Annotated in this window: 17 protein-coding genes and 2 rRNA genes; all 19 read right to left on the bottom strand. The window is 41.4% G+C overall.

The genetic code is table 11. The features are described 5' to 3' along the window. Positions 1-27 precede the first annotated feature (27 nt). Positions 28-2,956, bottom strand: a 23S ribosomal RNA gene (locus MKY60_RS00445). 235 nt (positions 2,957-3,191) lie between these two features. Beyond that, positions 3,192-4,746 (bottom strand): 16S ribosomal RNA (locus MKY60_RS00440). Together the 16S and 23S rRNA genes form the textbook arrangement of a ribosomal RNA operon. A 527-nt stretch (positions 4,747-5,273) precedes the next feature. Further along, positions 5,274-6,764, bottom strand: a complete 1,491-nt coding sequence (gene lysS, locus MKY60_RS00435; RefSeq protein WP_340928209.1) for a lysine--tRNA ligase — start codon at positions 6,762-6,764, stop codon at positions 5,274-5,276. 176 nt (positions 6,765-6,940) lie between these two features. Further along, positions 6,941-7,966 (bottom strand): tRNA dihydrouridine synthase DusB, encoded by a 1,026-nt coding sequence (gene dusB / locus MKY60_RS00430; RefSeq protein ID WP_340931051.1) that lies wholly within the window; start codon positions 7,964-7,966, stop codon positions 6,941-6,943. Between the two features lie 2 nt (positions 7,967-7,968). Continuing rightward, on the bottom strand, positions 7,969-8,136 hold the full coding sequence (locus tag MKY60_RS00425) for a helix-turn-helix domain-containing protein (RefSeq protein ID WP_336286020.1): 168 nt from the start codon (positions 8,134-8,136) through the stop codon (positions 7,969-7,971). A 2-nt stretch (positions 8,137-8,138) separates the two neighbouring features. Next, on the bottom strand, positions 8,139-8,660 hold the full coding sequence (folK, locus tag MKY60_RS00420; protein ID WP_093496493.1) for a 2-amino-4-hydroxy-6-hydroxymethyldihydropteridine diphosphokinase: 522 nt from the start codon (positions 8,658-8,660) through the stop codon (positions 8,139-8,141). Beyond that, complete coding sequence (gene folB, locus MKY60_RS00415; RefSeq protein ID WP_340928207.1) at positions 8,657-9,022, bottom strand: dihydroneopterin aldolase; 366 nt, start codon at positions 9,020-9,022, stop codon at positions 8,657-8,659. Before folB ends, folK begins: the two co-directional genes overlap by 4 nt. A 5-nt stretch (positions 9,023-9,027) precedes the next feature. Beyond that, the gene (folP, locus tag MKY60_RS00410; protein ID WP_340931050.1) at positions 9,028-9,885 is read right to left on the bottom strand and encodes a dihydropteroate synthase; all 858 of its coding nucleotides are present in this window, start codon (positions 9,883-9,885) and stop codon (positions 9,028-9,030) included. 2 nt (positions 9,886-9,887) lie between these two features. Then, positions 9,888-10,724, bottom strand: a complete 837-nt coding sequence (pabC, locus tag MKY60_RS00405; RefSeq protein WP_340928205.1) for an aminodeoxychorismate lyase — start codon at positions 10,722-10,724, stop codon at positions 9,888-9,890. Further along, positions 10,725-11,315, bottom strand: a complete 591-nt coding sequence (gene pabA / locus MKY60_RS00400) for an aminodeoxychorismate/anthranilate synthase component II (protein WP_241600563.1) — start codon at positions 11,313-11,315, stop codon at positions 10,725-10,727. It abuts the gene before it with no gap. After that, on the bottom strand, positions 11,312-12,691 hold the full coding sequence (locus MKY60_RS00395; RefSeq protein WP_340931049.1) for an anthranilate synthase component I family protein: 1,380 nt from the start codon (positions 12,689-12,691) through the stop codon (positions 11,312-11,314). Before MKY60_RS00395 ends, pabA begins: the two co-directional genes overlap by 4 nt. A 195-nt stretch (positions 12,692-12,886) precedes the next feature. After that, complete coding sequence (cysK, locus tag MKY60_RS00390) at positions 12,887-13,810, bottom strand: cysteine synthase A (RefSeq protein ID WP_093496489.1); 924 nt, start codon at positions 13,808-13,810, stop codon at positions 12,887-12,889. Between the two features lie 431 nt (positions 13,811-14,241). Continuing rightward, complete coding sequence (locus MKY60_RS00385) at positions 14,242-15,621, bottom strand: Glu/Leu/Phe/Val family dehydrogenase (protein WP_093496488.1); 1,380 nt, start codon at positions 15,619-15,621, stop codon at positions 14,242-14,244. 119 nt (positions 15,622-15,740) lie between these two features. Beyond that, on the bottom strand, positions 15,741-16,664 hold the full coding sequence (locus MKY60_RS00380) for a peptidyl-prolyl cis-trans isomerase (protein ID WP_241600565.1): 924 nt from the start codon (positions 16,662-16,664) through the stop codon (positions 15,741-15,743). Next, positions 16,648-17,529 (bottom strand): Hsp33 family molecular chaperone HslO, encoded by an 882-nt coding sequence (hslO, locus tag MKY60_RS00375; RefSeq protein WP_090570851.1) that lies wholly within the window; start codon positions 17,527-17,529, stop codon positions 16,648-16,650. The genes MKY60_RS00380 and hslO overlap by 17 nt, the downstream gene beginning before the upstream one ends. Next, positions 17,526-18,311, bottom strand: coding sequence for a type III pantothenate kinase (locus tag MKY60_RS00370; RefSeq protein ID WP_093496486.1), 786 nt, complete (start codon positions 18,309-18,311; stop codon positions 17,526-17,528). The genes hslO and MKY60_RS00370 overlap by 4 nt, the downstream gene beginning before the upstream one ends. A 116-nt stretch (positions 18,312-18,427) precedes the next feature. Continuing rightward, positions 18,428-20,431 (bottom strand): ATP-dependent zinc metalloprotease FtsH, encoded by a 2,004-nt coding sequence (gene ftsH, locus MKY60_RS00365; RefSeq protein WP_093496485.1) that lies wholly within the window; start codon positions 20,429-20,431, stop codon positions 18,428-18,430. A 97-nt stretch (positions 20,432-20,528) separates the two neighbouring features. After that, positions 20,529-21,071, bottom strand: coding sequence for a hypoxanthine phosphoribosyltransferase (hpt, locus tag MKY60_RS00360; RefSeq protein WP_090570842.1), 543 nt, complete (start codon positions 21,069-21,071; stop codon positions 20,529-20,531). An 18-nt stretch (positions 21,072-21,089) separates the two neighbouring features. Continuing rightward, positions 21,090-22,481: a tRNA lysidine(34) synthetase TilS gene (gene tilS, locus MKY60_RS00355; protein ID WP_093496484.1), complete on the bottom strand. Its 1,392-nt coding sequence runs from the start codon at positions 22,479-22,481 to the stop codon at positions 21,090-21,092. Between the last annotated feature and the right edge of the window lie 461 nt (positions 22,482-22,942).

The raw sequence follows: 22,942 nt of genomic DNA, 5'->3' as shown, positions 1-22,942 counted from the left end.
AAACGACATTGTTACATTAAACAAAATTTGGTTAAGTCCTCGATCGATTAGTATTCGTCAGCTGCACGTGTCGCCACGCTTCCACCCCGAACCTATCTACCTCATCGTCTTTGAGGGATCTTACTTACTTGCGTAATGGGAAATCTCATCTTGAGGGGGGCTTCGTGCTTAGATGCTTTCAGCACTTATCCCGTCCACACATAGCTACCCAGCGATGCTCTTGGCAGAACAACTGGTACACCAGCGGTGTGTCCATCCCGGTCCTCTCGTACTAAGGACAGCTCCTCTCAAATTTCCTACGCCCACGACGGATAGGGACCGAACTGTCTCACGACGTTCTGAACCCAGCTCGCGTACCGCTTTAATGGGCGAACAGCCCAACCCTTGGGACCGACTACAGCCCCAGGATGCGATGAGCCGACATCGAGGTGCCAAACCTCCCCGTCGATGTGGACTCTTGGGGGAGATAAGCCTGTTATCCCCGGGGTAGCTTTTATCCGTTGAGCGATGGCCCTTCCATGCGGAACCACCGGATCACTAAGCCCGTCTTTCGACCCTGCTCGACTTGTAGGTCTCGCAGTCAAGCTCCCTTCTGCCTTTACACTCTTCGAATGATTTCCAACCATTCTGAGGGAACCTTTGGGCGCCTCCGTTACACTTTAGGAGGCGACCGCCCCAGTCAAACTACCCGCCTGACACTGTCTCCTACCCGGGTTACGGGTATGGGTTAGAATTTCAATACAACCAGGGCAGTATCCCACCGACGCCTCCTCCGAAGCTGGCGCTCCGGGCTCTAAGGCTCCTGCCTATCCTGTACAAGTTGCACCAAAATTCAATATCAAGCTATAGTAAAGCTCCACGGGGTCTTTCCGTCCTGTCGCGGGTAACCTGCATCTTCACAGGTACTATAATTTCACCGAGTCTCTCGTTGAGACAGTGCCCAGATCGTTACGCCTTTCGTGCGGGTCGGAACTTACCCGACAAGGAATTTCGCTACCTTAGGACCGTTATAGTTACGGCCGCCGTTTACTGGGGCTTCAATTCGCACCTTCGCTTGCGCTAAGCACTCCTCTTAACCTTCCAGCACCGGGCAGGCGTCAGCCCCTATACTTCACCTTACGGTTTTGCAGAGACCTGTGTTTTTGCTAAACAGTCGCCTGGGCCTATTCACTGCGGCTCTTCTAGGCTATGCACCCAAAAGAGCACCCCTTCTCCCGAAGTTACGGGGTCATTTTGCCGAGTTCCTTAACGAGAGTTCTCTCGCTCACCTTAGGATTCTCTCCTCGACTACCTGTGTCGGTTTGCGGTACGGGCACCTATCACCTCGCTAGAGGCTTTTCTTGGCAGTGTGAAATCAGGAACTCCGGACATACGTCCTCGCCATCACAGCTCAATGTTACAGAATGCGGATTTGCCTACATTCACACCTTACTGCTTGGACATGCATAACCAACAGCATGCTTACCCTATCCTTCTGCGTCCCCCCATTACTCAAACGGTGGTTTGGTGGTACAGGAATATCAACCTGTTATCCATCGCCTACGCCTATCGGCCTCGGCTTAGGTCCCGACTAACCCTGAGCGGACGAGCCTTCCTCAGGAAACCTTAGTCATACGGTGGACGGGATTCTCACCCGTCTTTCGCTACTCATACCGGCATTCTCACTTCTAAGCGCTCCACCAGTCCTTCCGGTCTGACTTCAACGCCCTTAGAACGCTCTCCTACCACTGATACCAAAGGTATCAATCCACAGCTTCGGTGATTTGTTTAGCCCCGATACATTTTCGGCGCAGCGTCACTCGACCAGTGAGCTATTACGCACTCTTTAAATGATGGCTGCTTCTAAGCCAACATCCTGGTTGTCTAAGCAACGCCACATCCTTTTCCACTTAACAAATACTTTGGGACCTTAGCTGGTGGTCTGGGCTGTTTCCCTCTTGACTACGGATCTTATCACTCGCAGTCTGACTCCCAAACATAAATCATTGGCATTCGGAGTTTGTCTGAATTCGGTAACCCGGGATGGGCCCCTAGTCCAAACAGTGCTCTACCTCCAAGATTCTAACGTTTGAGGCTAGCCCTAAAGCTATTTCGGAGAGAACCAGCTATCTCCAGGTTCGATTGGAATTTCTCCGCTACCCACACCTCATCCCCGCACTTTTCAACGTGCGTGGGTTCGGACCTCCAGTAAGTGTTACCTTACCTTCATCCTGGACATGGGTAGATCACCTGGTTTCGGGTCTACGACCACATACTCATTCGCCCTATTCAGACTCGCTTTCGCTGCGGCTCCGTCTTCTCAACTTAACCTTGCATGTAATCGTAACTCGCCGGTTCATTCTACAAAAGGCACGCTATCACCCATTAACGGGCTCTAACTACTTGTAGGCACACGGTTTCAGGATCTATTTCACTCCCCTTCCGGGGTGCTTTTCACCTTTCCCTCACGGTACTGGTTCACTATCGGTCACTAGGTAGTATTTAGCCTTGGGAGATGGTCCTCCCGGATTCCGACGGAATTTCACGTGTTCCGCCGTACTCAGGATACACTCAAGAGAGAATGAATTTTGGACTACGGGGCTTTTACCCTATCCTGCGGACCTTTCCAGATCGCTTCGTCTAACTCATTCCTTTGTAACTCTATGTAGAGTGTCCTACAACCCCAAGAGGCAAGCCTCTTGGTTTGGGCTATTCCCGTTTCGCTCGCCGCTACTCAGGGAATCGATTTTTCTTTCTCTTCCTCCAGGTACTTAGATGTTTCAGTTCCCTGGGTGTGTCTCAGATGCGCTATGTATTCACGCAAATGTACTGCTCCATTACGAACAGTGGGTTTCCCCATTCGGAAATCTCCGGATCAAAGCTCACTTACAGCTCCCCGAAGCATATCGGTGTTAGTGCCGTCCTTCGTCGACTCCTAGTGCCAAGGCATTCACCGTGCGCCCTTATTAACTTAACCTAAAAGTTAAAAAGTCTTACACGTCATGATTACGTAAATAATCACAACTTGAATTTCTTGTTGTTTATTGTTTCAATGTCGTTTTATCCAGTTTTCAAAGAACAAAGGTTTGCTCACTTTGCGACGATTAATCGCAGGAGCAAGAGATGAATCTTCATATAAAAATGAACATTCAAAACTGAACTGCAAAACGTTAAGATACGAATAAAGATTCGTATTCCGATATTATCCTTAGAAAGGAGGTGATCCAGCCGCACCTTCCGATACGGCTACCTTGTTACGACTTCACCCCAATCATCTGTCCCACCTTCGGCGGCTGGCTCCCGTAAGGGTTACCCCACCGACTTCGGGTGTTACAAACTCTCGTGGTGTGACGGGCGGTGTGTACAAGGCCCGGGAACGTATTCACCGTGGCATGCTGATCCACGATTACTAGCGATTCCGGCTTCATGTAGGCGAGTTGCAGCCTACAATCCGAACTGAGAACGGTTTTATGGGATTTGCTCACCCTCGCGGGGTTGCGACCCTCTGTACCGTCCATTGTAGCACGTGTGTAGCCCAGGTCATAAGGGGCATGATGATTTGACGTCATCCCCACCTTCCTCCGGTTTATCACCGGCAGTCACCTTAGAGTGCCCAACTGAATGCTGGCAACTAAGATCAAGGGTTGCGCTCGTTGCGGGACTTAACCCAACATCTCACGACACGAGCTGACGACAACCATGCACCACCTGTCACCGCTGTCCCCGAAGGGAAAAGCCTATCTCTAGGCCGGTCAGCGGGATGTCAAGACCTGGTAAGGTTCTTCGCGTTGCTTCGAATTAAACCACATGCTCCACCGCTTGTGCGGGCCCCCGTCAATTCCTTTGAGTTTCAGTCTTGCGACCGTACTCCCCAGGCGGAGTGCTTAATGCGTTAGCTGCAGCACTAAGGGGCGGAAACCCCCTAACACTTAGCACTCATCGTTTACGGCGTGGACTACCAGGGTATCTAATCCTGTTTGCTCCCCACGCTTTCGCGCCTCAGCGTCAGTTACAGACCAGAAAGCCGCCTTCGCCACTGGTGTTCCTCCAAATCTCTACGCATTTCACCGCTACACTTGGAATTCCGCTTTCCTCTTCTGTACTCAAGTCCCCCAGTTTCCAATGACCTTCCACGGTTGAGCCGTGGGATTTCACATCAGACTTAAAGGACCGCCTGCGCGCGCTTTACGCCCAATAATTCCGGACAACGCTTGCCACCTACGTATTACCGCGGCTGCTGGCACGTAGTTAGCCGTGGCTTTCTAATGAGGTACCGTCAAGGTACGAGCAGTTACTCTCGTACTTGTTCTTCCCTCACAACAGAGTTTTACGATCCGAAAACCTTCTTCACTCACGCGGCATTGCTCCATCAGACTTTCGTCCATTGTGGAAGATTCCCTACTGCTGCCTCCCGTAGGAGTCTGGGCCGTGTCTCAGTCCCAGTGTGGCCGATCACCCTCTCAGGTCGGCTACGCATCGTCGCCTTGGTGAGCCGTTACCTCACCAACTAGCTAATGCGCCGCGGGCCCATCCTGTAGTGACAGCGAGATGCCGTCTTTTAACATCTCCCCATGTGAGGAAATGGATTATTCGGTATTAGCCCCGGTTTCCCGGAGTTATCCCAATCTACAGGGCAGGTTGCCCACGTGTTACTCACCCGTCCGCCGCTAAATCAGAAGAAGCAAGCTTCTTCGTCATTCGCTCGACTTGCATGTATTAGGCATGCCGCCAGCGTTCGTCCTGAGCCAGGATCAAACTCTCCATAATAGTTGGCTTTCGATATGCGGCGCATTTCTTCGTCAACTTCGTTCGTTCAGTCGGTCACGTACGTTAGCACGCTCCCTCTTTCACTCACTTGTTTCCTTGAACTACTTGCATCTCGAAACCCAACAAATAGAACTAGTTTAAAAGCTCATTTTGTTTTGCTGGCATCATCATTAAATGATGTCAAAATTGTTTTGCTATCAGACTAACAATGTTAGTTGATAAGCTGTATGTCTTAACGTTTTGCATGTTCAGTTTTCAATGTTCAGTTCGTTATGTCGTTTTGGCGACTTTAATATCATATCAAATCTCGATATCGTTGTCAACAACTTTTTTTAATTTGTTTTTCGTGTAAGTCACTAATGAAAATGACAACTTGATAACTATACCACCTGTAAATAGTTATGGCAAGTGGTTTTCTCAACTTTTTATAAAAAACTTTTAAAGCTCATTATATACACTATATGTAGACGATTATAAAAAGAGAGCCACTACCAATAGTAGTAACTCCCAATTTCCATTCGTCTATCTTAATCTTTATGGCGCATTGTTGGGAATAACAGTACATCACGGATAGATGCTGAATTAGTTAATAACATCACTAATCGGTCTATTCCGATACCAAGACCACCTGTTGGCGGCATACCATATTCCAACGCTTCTAAGAAATCTTCATCCATTTCATGAGCTTCATCGTTACCAGCTTCTTTTTCAACCATTTGTGCTTCAAAGCGCTGACGTTGATCAATAGGATCGTTTAACTCTGTAAAAGCATTTGCATGTTCACGACGTACGATAAATAATTCAAAGCGATCAGTAAATCGACCGTCTTCTGGATTTTTCTTCGCAAGTGGCGATACTTCTACCGGATGACCAAAGATAAATGTTGGTTGCACTAATGTTTCTTCTACTTTTTGTTCGAAGAATTCATTTAATACATGTCCAACTTCCATAGAAGGTTTCACTTCTACTCCATGTTCCTTAGCTAATGCGTGTGCCTCTTCCTTCGTTAGCTCTGCCCAGAAATCAACACCCGTAGTTTCTTTCACCGCATCAACCATATGCCAACGTCTCCAACCTGGAGCAAGATTAATCTGATCTTCTCCGTAAGTCACTGTAGTCGTTCCTAAAACATCTTGGGCTACATGAGCAACTAGGTTTTCGGTTAAATTCATAATGTCATTGTAGTCTGCATAAGCCTCATATAATTCAATCATTGTAAACTCTGGGTTATGACGCGTAGAGACCCCTTCATTACGGAATACTCGACCAATTTCGTACACTTTCTCTAGCCCACCAACGATAAGGCGTTTTAAATGCAATTCAATTGCGATACGCATATATAGTTCCATATCTAGCGCATTATGATGAGTGATGAAAGGACGAGCTGCTGCTCCACCTGCTATTGTATGTAGCATTGGTGTCTCCACCTCTAAATAACCTTCGTTATCTAAGTAACGACGCATAGCTCGGATTATACGACTTCTAGTAATAAACGTATTTTTACTTTCTTCACTTGTCATTAAATCTAAGTAACGTTGACGGTAACGTTGCTCCACATCTTTTAAGCCATGGAATTTCTCTGGCATCGGGCGTAGAGATTTTGTTAGGAAAGTAAATTCAGTTGCTTTTACAGATAGCTCTCCAACTTGTGTACGGAATACATTTCCACGGACACCAACGATATCACCTAGGTCAGCAGTATTAAATAATTCGTATGCATCATCACCAATTGCATCTTTACGTACATAAATTTGAATTTGGCCACCAAGATCTTGAATATGAGCAAATCCGGCTTTCCCTTTTCCACGCTTAGTCATAATACGACCAGCAATGACTACTTCATGTAGAGTTTCTTCTAGTTGTTCTTTTGTATATTGATCGAACTCGGTAACTACTTCATTACTTAAATGTGAACGCACGAATTTACTACCAAAAGCATCTAGCCCTTTTTCTTGTATTGCAGTCATCTTTTGTCTTCTCACCAAAAGTTGATCGTTTAATTCTTCCATATTAGACATATTCGTCACTCCTCCACTACCTATTATCCGCAATTACATTTCACGTTGCATTTATTGTACACAATTTCTGCATTCTAATCATCTTTTTCTAATAGAAGAAAACTTTTTCTATTATTCTGTTATTGAATCGTAACGAAAAAAGCTGCCACCTATAGTGACAGCCCTTTGTTTTACAATTAGATCACGATAGATTTTACATCTTCATATTCTTTAGAAGATTCTTCTGCAAAGAAACGCAAATAGTCTCTTAACTCTTGTGCAGATTCTGTTTGGTTAATCTTGTTTCTTGCTGTTCCATTTCCGCGAATACCTTTTAAGTACCAAGATGCATGTTTGCGCATTTCTCTAACTGCTATATTTTCACCTTTTAAAGCCACTAAGCGATCAAAGTGAAGTAAGCATATGTCCATCTTTTCTTGTACTGTAGGTTCCGGTTTTAGAAGACCAGATTCCAAGTACTCTACCGTACGATAAATCATCCATGGATCACCAAGTGCTGCGCGACCAATCATCACTGCATCTACGCCCGTTTCATCTAGCATACGCTTTGCATCTTGAGGTGTATTTACGTCACCATTTCCGATAACAGGAATATTCACTGCCTCTTTCACTTGACGTATTAAATCCCAATTTGCATGCCCTTCATACATTTGAACGCGCGTACGACCATGTACAGCTACAGCTGAGCCACCAGCACGCTCGATTGCTTGGGCGTTTTCCACCATATAAAGGTGTTCTTCATCCCAACCAGTACGCATTTTAACACTAACAGGCTTTTTAACGTTATCCACTACTGCCGCTACCATTTCATAAATCTTGTTAGGATCCAGAAGCATTCTAGCTCCCGCTTCACATTTAATGATTTTGTTGACGGGGCAGCCCATGTTGATATCAATGATATCCGCTGACGTATGTTGGTCAACATATTTAGCAGCCTCTACAAGTGTTTCTTTTTCTCCACCGAAAATTTGAAGTGACAGCGGATTTTCACGCTCGTCAATATAAAGCATGCTCAATGTTTTTTCGTTTTTTTGTACGATTCCTTTATCAGAGATCATCTCCGCATAGACTAAACCTGCTCCAAATTCTTTTACAGTCAATCGAAATGCAGAGTTACATATTCCAGCCATTGGTGCTAACACTACTCGGTTATCCATTACGTGATTACCTATTTTAAATGGTTTTGTTGATGCATTTGTCATCATTATTCACCTACCTTTGTTTCTCCCTTTAATTCTCCTACTTGTATATGAAGTAACGAGGCAATTTTTTCTAATTGCTCTTCACTCGGTACTCGTTTACCTTGCTCTATTTGACCAAGTATAGACACAGACATATCCATTTCTTTTGCAAGTTCAACTTGCTTTACCATTTTTAACCTGCGAAATGCACGAATGCGCCGACCCCATCGAATGTTTTCCATAAATGGACGCCTTCTTTCTGAACATGCGCAACATCTGATATTAACCGCTTAGATTGTGGATCTACTAAATTAGCTCGTAATTCCACAAGAGGTATAAGCACGAAACCTCTTTCCATCATCCGAGGATGTGGGATAATAAGGTCCGCCGTTTTCATATTCTCTTCATTATACAACAAAATGTCAAGGTCTACGGTTCGAGGTCCCCAATGAATCTCCCTAGTCCGCCCTAGTCCAGCCTCTATTTCATTGCACTTTTTTAATATTTCATGCGGAGTCAATAAGGTTTCGATTTCCACTACCATATTCAAAAACGCCGCTTGCTCCTCATACCCAACCGGGTCTGTCTCATAAACCGAAGATACATTGACTACATTCACCTGTTCGACCTGTTGCAACAAACCTACCGCCTGCTGAAGATACCCAAAACGATTCCCTATATTTGACCCAAGCGATATAAAAACAGTGTTCATCATAATGTCCCTCTAGTAATATCGACAGCTACAGAAGCATAGTGTCCGACAATTGGAGGGTTCGGTTTTACCAATTGGATACGACAGCCACTAACCTTTGCTGCATATGTATGCAAGATAGACGAAGCAATTTTTTCCGCAACTGCTTCTATTAATAAATATGGTCTACCTTCTACTATTTCTTTGCATAATTCAAAAACCTCTGCGTAATTTACAGTTCCCTCTAAATTATCGGTTTCACCAGCTCTTTTTAAATCACACGCTAAGGTGATGGTCACCCGAAAAATTTGACCTAGCTTCGTTTCCTCTGGTAACGCTCCGTGAAATCCGTAAAATTCTAAATCATTCAAATGTATATAATCCATTTAGATTAAGCCTCACTTTCTGTATAGTGCACTTTTCCAGTCAACACGTCCATCATTTTTGTCATACGAGACATTTCTTTTACATCATGTACGCGTACCATATGACATCCAACCTGAATACCATAACAAACTGTTGCTCCAGTTCCTTCCATCCGTTCATTGACAGGAAGATTCAATACATTTCCAATTAATCGTTTGCGCGATGTTGCCAATAGCACAGGGTAGCCCATATCTACTAATTCCTTTAAATGCTGCATCATCAAAATATTTTGTGTTGTTGATTTGGCAAAGCCAATTCCTGGATCAAGCCATATATGTCCATCTGGAACTCCAGCAACTTTCGTTATTTGAATACTCTCTACTAGATCTTGTTTCGCATTAGACCAGAAATCTGTATACTCCTCATTGTCCCTATTGTGCATCAATATTATAGGAACGCCATATTCTGCTGCAACTTTTGCTATTTTAGGGTCTCTCTTCGCTCCCCAAATATCATTTATCACATGTGCACCTGCGATTATCGCAGCTTTTGCAACTGCTGATTTATATGTATCAATGGAGATTACTGCATTTACCTCTGCCCTTATTGCTTTAATGACAGGTACAACACGGGCGATTTCCTCTTCATCAGAGATAGGCGTATAGCCAGGTCTAGTAGACTCGCCGCCGACATCTATAATTTTCGCACCATCCGCTACCATTTGCTTTGCTCTTGTAACAGCTGCTTCTATTTCATTAAACTTACCACCGTCCGAAAAAGAATCTGGAGTAACATTCAGTATGCCCATTACAATTGTTTCCTTGTCGAAGTTTAATGTAACTCCACCTGCTTCAAATCTGCCACTATTATTATGTAAATTCATCATTAAATCCTTTCTGACTGTATGCATCTTGTATAGGCTTCGTGTAACGCCTTATAAACAGCTCCAGTGTTACCCAAAAACCGAATTTCCTCTATTTGCTTAATCGGAATTATTTCTTGTACTGCATTTGTAATGAAAACCTCATCTGCCTTTTCTAATACTTCTTTCGTGAAGAAACCTTCTTCTATTTCAAACAAAGAACAGTTCATCATCCACTCCCGAGTTGTACCCGCTAAAATACCTGTTTCCAAAGATGGAGTATATACCTTTCCATTAGTCGACCAGAAGATATTCGAAGTTATCCCCTCTGCTACAAATCCTTCCGACGTTAGGAAGAAACCTTCACAAGAAGCTAGCGACTCTACTTCAAACCTAGCGTGTACGTTATTGGCATACTGGTGCGATTTATGACGTATACCACTTTCTGGAGTATTTCTTATTGTATCTAGCCAGACCGCAGATTTTTCTGTGCCCCTAGGTGCGATATGTAATGCCTTCCGATATAAAATAACAGTTGGCTTCTTATAATGCGTCGGTTGAAGACCAATGTCATGGATGCCAGCAGAAATATTCAAGCGAAAATAACCATCCTCCATATTGTTCGCAGCTGTGAGTGCTTCTACAGCAGATAATATATCGCGTTCTTCATACGGCATTGCTACTCGAAAATCCTCAAGTGCCCGACACAACCTATTCCAGTGAGCATCCCATAAAAAAACTTGCCCATTGTATGTACGGAATGTCTCAAAAAAGCCAAGTCCATATAAAAAACCATGGTCATATGCAGAGACCACTAAATCCTCCGCCCGGTAAAGCCTTCCATCTTTCCAAGCCTCCATTTATCTACTCTCCTTTGCAGTTAAACTATAAGTTTCAACAAAGTTACGGATAATCTTTTTCCCTTCCTCCGTCATAATCGACTCTGGGTGGTATTGAACGCCCTCTACTGCATATTTTTTATGGCGAAGTCCCATAATTTCTCCTTCTTCTGTCCAAGCTGTTATCTCCAAACATCCCGGTAACGACTCTCTCTCCACAAGTAAGGAATGATATCTTGTTGCCCTAAAAGGATTTGGCATATCGGCATTTACACCTTCGCTATTATGAAAAACAGGGGACACCTTCCCATGCATTAATCTATCAGCACGGATAACCTTTCCACCAAATGCTTGTCCAATAGCCTGATGACCTAAACAAACACCCAATATGGGAATTTTTCCTGCAAAATGGCTGATTACCTCCAAACTAATACCTGCTTCATTTGGTGTACACGGACCAGGTGATACAACGATGATTTGAGGATTTATCGCTTGAATAACGTCTATGGTTAGCTCGTCATTACGGGCCACCTTCACTTCAATTCCTAACTCTCCAATATATTGAACGAGATTGTACGTAAACGAATCGTAGTTATCAATCATTAAAATCATTTGTGCACTCCTTCTGCCATCGCCTTCGCCTGCCATAATGCTTTTGCTTTATTTAAAGATTCCACGTATTCCGCACCCGGTAGAGAGTCAATAACAATACCCGCCCCTGCTTGAATATGAGCTATCCCATCTTGAATAAACGCGGTGCGGATCACAATATTAAATTCTAAGTCTCCTGAAAATCCTAACCAACCAATTGACCCCGTGTATAATCCTCTACGAACCGGCTCTAGCTCTTCAATTATTTCCATTGTTCTAATTTTAGGTGCTCCTGTGATTGTGCCTCCTGGGAACATCGCCCGAATGATCTCTGCGTTAGATGTGTTAGAACGAAGTGTCCCTTTTACATTAGAGACAATATGCATTACATGGGAGTATCTTTCAATAACCATGAATTCATCCACTTCCACTGTTCCATAAGAGGAAACACGACCGAGGTCGTTTCGCTCTAGGTCGACAAGCATAACATGCTCTGCCCGCTCTTTTTCGTTTTCTATCAGTTCATTTGCTAACGAAATATCTTCCTCATTACTTTTACCACGTGGTCTTGTCCCAGCTATTGGTCTCGTAGATAACTCGGTTCCTTTTTTCTTCACTAATAATTCGGGTGACCCAGAGACAACCGAAAATTCCGGCGCTTGTATATAGACCATGTATGGTGAAGGATTGAATGCACGTAGCGCCTCATACATCGTTATAGGACTTACTTTCAATTGCTTTGATTGTCTTACAGATAAGTTGACTTGAAAAATGTCACCTTGCGCTATATATTGTTGGATTTTTAGTACGGCAGACTCAAACTCACTTGAGCTTACCGATACACTTAATTCAGAATTATCTTCCGCTATTTCCATTGCAGCCCCAGGATAGAATAACCTTAAATCTATTCCTTTTTTAGCAGCTTCCATATATTCTTTCTCTAGTTCCACTAAATCCACATCACATGTAGATAACTTCATTAAAGTGACTATCTCTGTTTCAACATCTAACACTGCCCAGCAATCATATAAATGGAAGTAGATATCCGGTATATGCAAATCATCTTTAGCTAGATTCGGCAAAACTTCTATTTTTCTTGCATAATCATAGCTAACAAAACCTATTGCTCCACCTTGAAAGTCGGGTAAGTCCTGCTGAAACGGCAATTTATAATTAGATACAAGCTTTTCTAAATTCTCTAGCGCTTCTCCTCTACGAACTTCTTGCTCTCCACTTCTCCAGTGAATATGCAGATCACTATCTACCGATTTAGCAACAGCTATTGGATTCCAAGCTGCAACAGATAAGCGACCACCCCTGCCACTTTCTAAAAATACATTATACGACTCATCTTTTGTTAGTGTTTTATATGCATAGAAAAAAGCATCTTTCGACATATGAAAAGTATGTGTTTCCAGTTTGATATTCACTTCCTCAAATCCCCCTAAAAACGATTTGACTTCATCTTAACTTGAAACTACTACTTTTCGCCACTAGAAAAAAGGAATTTACTAAAGCTCCACATGACTGTTATACAAAAAGAGAGGAAGCATTAGTTGCTCCCTCTCTTTACATTTTCTATTCGTTTGCTATTAATCTTCGAATTGGTATAGAGGTGTGCTTAAGTAACGCTCTCCATTATCTGGAATAACCGCTAATACTTTCTTACCTTTTCCAAGCTTTTTAGCTAGCTGAAGAGCCGCGTATATTGCTGCACCAGCAGAAACTCCCCCTAGTATCCCTTCTGACTTTGCTACCTCACGAGAAGTTGCATATGCATCATCATTGGTTACTTCAATAATGGAGTCATAAAGCTTTGTATCAAGAACTTCTGGTACGAATCCCGCACCGATACCTTGAATTTTATGAGGACCTGGTTTACCACCAGATAAAATATTAGAATCTGTAGGTTCTACAGCCGCAATATGGATGTCCGGGAAATGCTCTTTTAACACAGCTCCAGCTCCAGTAATTGTTCCACCAGTACCGATACCCGAAACAAAGCCATCTAACTGGTCAAATGCTTCCACGATTTCAGGTCCTGTTGTTAAACGATGTATTTCTGGATTCGCTTCGTTATTGAATTGCTGTGGCATAAACCAGCCATTTTCGTTTGCAAGTTCCTCTGCTTTTGCAATAGCACCTTTCATACCATCGGCTCCAGGAGTCAGTATAAGATCAGCTCCATATGCTCGAAGTAAGTTTCTACGCTCTAAGCTCATCGTGTCAGGCATAACTAAAACAGCGTTATACCCTTTCGCTGCCGCAATCATCGCGAGACCAATACCCGTATTACCACTTGTTGGTTCAATAATTGTACCAGTTTCTTTTAATTTCCCATCTTTTTCAGCAGCTTGGATCATGGCAAATGCAATACGATCTTTCACGCTACTACCTGGGTTAAAGTATTCTAATTTTACGTATACTTCTGCATCCTCAGGGTTTACTACACGGTTTAATTTTACGATTGGCGTCTTTCCGATTAAATCCAATACAGATTGCGCTAACTTCGTCATTTTCCCACTCCCAATCCCTACTTGTCTAATAGGTTTTATTTTTTATCATACCAATGAAATAGAGGAATTGTCAATAAAGTCACATTATAATATTTTAAATATTTAGCCAAATACATCCACTAACAATTTGTTGAGTGATTTATATATAACCAGCATCAAGGATAATCCGTCCAATAGTTTTTTGAATCAGAGGATTTATATATAATCTCATAGCATTGCATAGTGATTTCACATGCTTATGATCTCCTTAAATAAATCGATTGTCATTTTCATCATCGATGTTTTTTTGAAAAGTGTAATGCACAGTTATTGATTATAAAAATAAAATTATAGACGATATCAACCAGTATGCTAACAAAAGCATAGAAAGTACTTTATACTTCACAACAAGAGACCATCTATATTACAAAGATGGTCTCTAGTAAGTGTTTTTAATATAATTTACCTTGTCTATACAGCACCTCTGAAAGTCTGGAGACCGCGTGTATAAAGGCATTTTGACGTAAAGCAAACGGATCGGAAAAGTATTGAGGGAGTATCGTTTCCATCGTTTCGCTCATTTTTTCAAATAGCTTTTGAAAAACATCCTCTTCAGTCATGAACTGTGTTTCTCTGCCTTGTAACCATTCCAAATAAGAGACAATTACACCACCTGCATTCGCAAGAATATCAGGAATAATGACAACCCCTTTTTTCGCAAGTTCCTTGTCCGCTTCCTGGGTGATTGGTGCATTAGCGCCTTCTACTATGATTGGTGCCTTAATGTCTTTCCAGTTATCTTGATGAATTTGATCCTCTAAGGCCGCTAAGAAGAGCACATCTATATCCATTGTCAGAATTGACTCACGCGTATCAACATTTGCTTTAACACCGATAGATTGTAGTTGTTCCTTTGTTACAGGAAGATCTCCTTTATTGTTAGCTGTAAACTCAACTAAAGTCGGAATATCCAGACCGTCCTCATTAATAAGAGTCACATTGCGATCACTAACTGCAATAACTTTATTTTTTAATTTTTCACAACGATACGCCTCTAGTGCAGTAACTGAACCTACATTACCAAAGCCTTGTATAGCCATTGTTAAAGGCTTACCAGCATATTCAAGTGCCGTTTTAGCAAAGATATTATCTCCACTGTTCATACTTGCTTTATTTTTATTCACAAAGTCATGTATTAAATATCGGAATGTAAAGTAGACACCTTTGCCTGTTGCTTCTCTTCGACCAAGTGAACCTCCGTTGGCAACACTCTTGCCTGTGAAACTCCCAAGATAAGGTTGACCATGATTTATTTTTTTATATTCAGCCATCATCCAATCCATTTCTCTTTCGCCCGAGCCTACATCAGGTGCAGGTATGTCTTTATCAGGTCCTAATACATCATTGAAATTACGGACAAATTTAACGGAAAGTATATGCAATTCTTTTTCGGTTAATGCCTTTGGATTGATGACAATGCCACCCTTTCCTCCACCATAGGGAACATTATGAAGAGCGTTCTTTAATGTCATTAGAAAAGAAAGGTTAACAACCTCGTGTTCATTAACCGATTCATGAAACCGAATTCCACCTTTATATGGACCTAACGCATTATTGTGCTGAACCCGAAATGCTGGTATTCGGACAATTTCACCCTTTTCCATTGGCATTCGAATATACGCTTTATGAATCTGATTTGGTGTAGATAAAATTGCTTCCATCGACTTAAATGCTTGTTCTCTATATTCCCCTTTACAGGTTGGAAGAAAATCTTCCTTCTTTAATAATACTCCAAGTGCTTCCTTGACAATTGGATGGGACACTTGACTCATCCTTTCCACCTCCATGAATTATTTATTCACACAAAAGTTATACCCTTCCATTGTTGAATTAAACGGAAGGGTATGGATAAGTCAGCTATTCTTTTAGAAAGATACTATAGTTCTATTAATCATTCACTATAAACCCAGTCTGCATCGAATTCCTTCCAAAAAGCCTCTTGGGTAACCGATTGTGGCAACTGGTCAAGTGCAAGTTCTCTTCGAATATGGTCTTTTACATCGGCATATGAAAAGGATTGACCTTTAAATACACTTTTCACCATTGATACGGCAAATCTACCGTCACTTAAAGCGATTGGTTTACTCCATTTATCTTTGTCTAGATTCTGAATTGCACTAACTAAAGCTTCATCCACCGATTCATTTCCTTCTGACACGTAACCGATGTCCCCACCGAGACTCGCCGAACTTGCATCAGCAGATCGTTCTCTGGCTAGTCCCTCAAATGATGAACCATTTTCTAGCTCATCCACAACTTCGTTTGCTTCAGCTTCTGTATTGACATAAATGATACTTGTTCGATAAGAGGTCGAAGTATTGTAAAGATTTTTGTTATTTTCATAGAACTCTTTGATTGTCTCGTCTTCAATGACAATATCCTTGGCTAATACTTTTTCTAAAATTAAGCGAGAGCGAATATCCTTGCGCACAACCTTCTCATCATAGGATTGTAAGGAAGTCCCCTCTTGTGTAGAACGGATTAAAGCGAGTTCTAAGTCTACTTCCGAATCCGTTACTTTAATCTTATATTTTTTAGCTGCAGCTTCCATAACCTCTGCATTCACCATATCTAGCAATACTTCTTTCCCATAAATCGACTCCATAGAAGCCATCCATTGTTCCTTCGTAATAACTTTACCTTCTACGGATGCCACTTCCTCTGAATCATCGGTCTTATTCGTATCATTTGGTATTAACCATGCGATAAACCACAACAGATTACCTATTAAAAGGATACTCATCACAACTAGTACCGGCTTAGTTTTTAGACGTTTTTTAGTTGTGGCATTATCATAATTACGCGTTGATTTCATCGATAAATGACTCCAATTCATCTACTGAGTAATTGTATTTCTCCATACAGAAATGACAGTGTGCTTCTGCTCCTCCATCTTCTTCAATCATATCGCGAATTTCCTTTTCACCAAGCGTGATAATAGCATTCCCAAATCTTTCTTTGGAACAATTACATTCAAATGATACAGGAGCAGAGTCTAATATTTGCACATTATCTTTACCTAAAATTTCAAATAGTATTTCTTCCGGGGTTAAGCCTCTTTCGATTAGTTTTGAAACAGGTTCCATATTAGACAAATGTTCCTCAATCACTGTAATTGTTTCATCATCTATTCCAGGCATTAGTTGAATTATAAACCCTCCAGCAGCCAAAATAGAGTTGTCCGGGTTTACAAGCACTCCAAGTCCAACAGATGAAGGAACCTGTTCCGAAACAGCAAAATAATAGGTGAAGTCTTCGCCAATTTCACCCGAAACAATCGGCACTTGACCAGTAAAAAAGTCTCTCATGCCCAAATCTTTTACAATTGTAAGTGTACCTTCTGTTCCTACAGCACGTCGAACATCTAATTTTCCATGCTCATTTAAATCGAAGTGGGTTTGAGGATTAGTCACATAGCCACGCACTTCTCCTTTTGCATTACTGTCTATAATCATTGGACCAATCGGACCATTACCTTCTACTTTCACCGTTATCTTATCTTCACCTTTTAGCATAGCGCCCATCATAAGCGCAGCTGTCATCGACCTTCCAAGTGCAGCAGATGCAGTCGGCCAAGTGCCGTGACGTCTTTGTCCTTCTCCTACTGTATCAGTTGTACGAGCCGCAAATGCACGTACGCTTCCTTCAAAAGCTAAAGCTCTTACTAAATAATCACTCATCTATTATTACCTCTTTCATCATTATTTCTTTGATATATCAAATATAAACCCTTCAATGTTAAGAATGGATCAATAACATCCATTATAGTAGTTTCGCCCCCAATTAAGGAAGCCATACCACCTGTAGCTATAACTTTAGGATTTTTCTTAGATACTTTTCTCATGCGATTCACTATACCCTCAACTTGCCCTACATAACCGTACACTATTCCCGCTTGCATTGCAGCAACCGTGTTTTTCCCAATAACACTCTCAGGTGTTGTCAACTCTATACGTGGAAGCTTACTAGCTCTATTAAAAAGGGCTTCTGTTGAGATACCGATACCTGGAGCAATCGCTCCGCCCATGTACTCTCCGTGTTCATTGATAAAACAATAGGTTGTAGCAGTTCCGAAATCTACAATGATTAATGGACTTCCATATTCATGAATTGCAGCTACTGCATTTACTATACGATCCGCTCCAACCTCGCGCGGGTTCTCATACTTAATATTTAGTCCAGTTTTTACTCCAGGACCTACTACAATTGGTTTTATACCAAAATATTTTTTGCACATCGCTTCTAAGGAAAACATAATAGGTGGAACTACAGAAGAAATAATAATGCCCTCTATTTGATCGAAAGAGATAGCAGCATGAGAAAACAACGCTTTAACCTGCATCCCATATTCGTCTTCTGTTTTCAAACGATCTGTCTCCATTCGCCAGTGATGGATTAGCTTATCACTTTCGTAAACCCCTAAAACAATATTAGTATTTCCCGTATCTAAGACAAGTATCATCTAGCTTTTCCTCACTTTTTTGTTGAGTTTCCCACACATCATACCATATAAAGAGACCAAGAAAAAAGCTGATTGCCTCGAGTATAAAGGAGACAATCAGCTTTTATTCTTATCTATTAATCTCTACGTTCTTCTTGAACTGGGCTTTCTACTTCTTTCAGTGAACCTTCTTCTTTTGGCAAATCACTAATAGAAGGATCAGCAGGAGTACCTACTGCATCCGATACTTCCTCTTCTTTTTTAAGCTCAATAGCTGCTTTTTGATCTAACTCATCATATGAGCGTTCAGGAAGTGTACCATGCTCTTCTAGATGTTTAATCTGAGCAGCATCTAGTGTCTCTACCTCTAATAACGTTTTAGCGATTAATGTTAATAATTCACGTTTTTCCGTTAATATTTGTTTCGTACGAGCATATTGATCTTTAATCATTGTTTGCATTTCTTGATCAATTTCATAAGCAATTGCATCTGAATAGTTTTGTTCTGAGTTGAAATCACGACCTAAGAAGACATTGCCCCCTTGCGCTTGACCGAATTGCATTGGTCCAAGCTTGTCACTCATTCCATATTCTGTAACCATTTTTCTAGCAATGCCCGTTGCGCGTTGGAAATCATTATGAGCTCCGGTAGAAACTTCACCGAAAATAATATCCTCAGCTACACGACCACCAAGTAATCCAGATATTTTATCTAGTAACTCTGGTTTTGTCATGAAATAACGATCTTCTTTAGGAAGCATTACTGCGTAGCCACCTGCTTGACCACGAGGAACAATCGTCACTTTATGTACGATTTCAGCATCGTCTAAAGTTAAACCAACAACCACATGTCCTGCTTCATGGTATGCAACAATATTTCGTTCTTTTTCAGAGATGACTTTTCCTGATTTAGCCGGACCTGCAATAACTCTGTCCGTAGCTTCATCAATATCTCGCATATCAACTTTTTTCTTATCTCTTCTAGCCGCTACTAGAGCTGCTTCGTTTAATAAGTTCTCTAAGTCTGCTCCAGAAAATCCTGGTGTGCGTTGTGCAATCGCTTTTAAGTCCACTGACTCGTCAAGTGGCTTATTACGAGCATGTACTCGAAGTACCGCTTCACGACCTTTAACGTCTGGGCGACCTACAGTAATTTGACGGTCAAAACGGCCTGGACGAAGAAGTGCCGGGTCTAAAACGTCTGGTCTATTTGTTGCAGCAACGATAATAATACCTTCATTTGCACCGAAACCATCCATTTCAACAAGTAATTGGTTTAGTGTTTGCTCACGTTCATCATGACCTCCACCAAGTCCTGCTCCACGTTGACGACCAACTGCATCAATTTCATCAATAAAGATAATACAAGGTGCATTTTTCTTCGCATTTTCAAATAAATCACGAACTCGAGAAGCTCCTACTCCGACAAACATTTCAACGAAGTCCGATCCACTTATAGAGAAGAACGGCACACCTGATTCACCCGCAACTGCACGAGCAAGTAATGTTTTACCAGTACCCGGAGGGCCTACTAAAAGAATCCCTTTAGGTATACGAGCTCCAATTTCCACGAATTTACGTGGATCTTTTAAGAAATCTACTACTTCCACTAGTTCAGCTTTTTCTTCATCTGCACCAGCAACATCATTAAATCTAACTTTTTTCTTATCATTATCGTACAACTTCGCTTTACTCTTACCGAAGTTCATCACGCGGTTGCCACCGCCTTGTGATTGGCTTAATAAGAAGAAGAATAAAATAATAATAATTAAGAACGGCAATAATCCTGTGAAGAATTGAACCCAACCACTTGTTTTAGGCGTTTCTTTGTATTCCACGTCTACAGAATTGGATGTTGCCAACGTATAAATTTTCGTTTGTAGTTCTTCGCTATTATAAGGGAGAATCGCTAAATATTTCTCTCCTTCTTTATAGCCTTTCATTTCACCTTCAGCGTAATACACACCCGCATCAGGTTGTAAATCAACAGTTGTTATTTCTCCTTTTTCTAAAGAAGTCATAAATTCGTTAAAACTAATATTTTTGGTTGTTGTATTACTCGTATTAAACGTAGCAAAAATCCCAACGATCACAAAAAATATTAATAAGTATAATATGGCGTAGCGCAATGCTCGATTCATTCCCAGCCTCCTCACAAGGTAAACAAAAAACTAATGATAATCTTATCACACGAATTTTTGGACGTACAATGAAAAGCCTTCCAAACTAGGGTAAAAACTAAAAACTATAAACTTCTTTCTTCAATACGCCTACATATGGTAAGTTACGATACTTTTCTGCATAATCTAAACCGTATCCAACTACAAATGCATCTGGTACTTCAAAGCCAACGAAATCGGCTTTTAAGTCTACTTTTCTACCAGTTGGTTTGTCTAATAATGTAACGATCTTAATCGATTTTGCTTTACGATATTTGAAAAGATCAACTAAGTAACTTAATGTCATCCCACTATCGATGATGTCTTCGATTATTAGAATGTCTCGACCTTCAACACTTGTGTTTAAATCTTTTACAATTTTAACTTCTCCAGAAGAAACAGTTGCATTTCCATAACTAGATACATCCATATAATCCATTTCAATATATGTATCTACACGTTTCATCAAATCGGACATGAAAGGCATTGCACCTTTTAAAATCCCAATTGCAAGTGGGTACTGATCTTTGTACTCCTCCGTTAACAAGGCTCCTAATTCACGTGTTTTTTGATTAATTTGATCCTCAGATAACAAGACTTCTAAAATATCCTTTTCTAACATGGTTAATCCTCCTATGGGTTAATAACTCTTTACGTGTAATACAAAGTTTTGCGTATTTCTATTCTTTTCAAATTGAGACCCGTAACGAAGACCTATTACAGCCATTATATCATTTTTAGCAGATACAAGCATTGGCCAAACCAATCGTTCTTCGGTCGAAACTTTTTCATCAATAAACAATCGTGAAACTTTTTTTTGAGTAGACATCCCTTTTAAATGGATTCGATCTCCTTCCATTTTCGGTCGTACAGAAAGAGGTAAAGAATCATTTTCCAGTTGGATAAACCATTTTTCATCGGAAGGAACCTGCTCGTTTAAGTTTCTAGTCAGGTATATAGAATAACCAGCACCAACTGCTCTCCAACAATCTTCATCAATTATTTGACTTTGAAATGGTAGAGATTGTAGCGGTTTTGAGGAAAACTGGACTTGACTGTAATGACGTATGAGGAAAAAATCTTTGGGCAAATGAATCACTGCATTACCATCCTGCTCATTACAAGCAGTTAAAATGGATTCAATTAGGCGATTATTTAATAGCGTATTGGAGCTATCATACAGATACTTTAATAGTATTAGAATCACTCTTCTTTGTAAAGCAACTGGGACCTCGCTAAACTGTTTTGTATCCATAAAAAAGCTCGATTTGCTTTTAATTGTCACAAGCTGATCAAATTTTTCTTTAGCAAGTGTCTGTAAAAAAGTATCATCTTGTTGTTGTTTTTCTACGAACGTCCGGATACTATCTGCCACATGCAAATTTTCTTGACGTAGAAGAGGTAACACGGTATGACGTAAACGATTTCTTGTGTATGTATGTTTATCGTTACTAGGATCATGTCTGAAGGATTGCTCCTTAAACTGGATAAAATCCAAAATCTCTTCTTTTGTCACACATAGGAATGGGCGAATGATACTTCCATTAGAAAAAGGTCTTGTTATCGGGATTCCTTTAAGAGAAGACGCCAAAGACCCTCTTACTAATGACATAATTATTGTTTCAATTTGATCATCTGCATGATGCCCGAGGACTAACTTATCAAAATGCTCTTGCTTCATAACAGTGTCAAAGTAAGCGTACCGTTCCTCACGACATATTACCTGAACATTTCCACCCTCTAACTCCATTCTAGAACGCACTTCAAGTGTAGTTCCATAGAAAGGTAAGTCCAACCTTGTAGCTACTTGTTCTACGAATTGCATATCTTCGGCAGACTCTTCTCCGCGAAGCTGGTGGTCGGTGTGAACAATCCCTAGCTGTACGTTATATATTTCTTTAAGTTCATGAAAAATAAGAACCACAGCAATGGAATCTGCTCCACCAGAACAAGCTAAAAGAAGACGGTCTCCACTTTGAATCATCTGATACTTATCTATATACTTTTTTACTTTTATAATGAAAGGATGCATCTTTTCACCTCAATTATTGATCATGCTTCTTGTAAATAGTCCGCCAGTACTTGGACTATGCGGACATTTACTCATCACTCGCTTTTTACTTCTCAAGAGCTTAAGATTTTTGGAAAGGCAAAGGACGCCTTTCCACGAAATTCTTCCAGCGCCTGTGGGCCCGCACGATGCGGGTCATGCAGTCGTCGCGACACGATGTCGCGAACTTAGACTGCCTTCCCCTAGTAGGCGCTTCCGCTTTTCTTTTCTGGCCAGCTGCAGGTGCCAGCCTTTCGAGTCGCTTCAGACAGACGGTTAAGGCAAAGAACGCCTTTACCGTTTGTCTTCCAGCGCTTGTCAAGGCTAACAGGCACCTTCCGCTTTTCTTTTCTGGCCAGCTGCAGGTGCCAGCCTTTCGAGTCGCTTCAGACAGACGGTTAAGGCAAAGAACGCCTTTACCGTTTGTCTTCCAGCGCTTGTCA

Source organism: Psychrobacillus sp. FSL K6-1415 (assembly GCF_038003185.1).
Taxonomy (GTDB): Bacteria; Bacillota; Bacilli; order Bacillales_A; family Planococcaceae; genus Psychrobacillus; species Psychrobacillus psychrodurans.
Note: the sequence above shows the minus strand (reverse complement) of the source record. Positions and strands in the feature narration are given on the sequence as shown.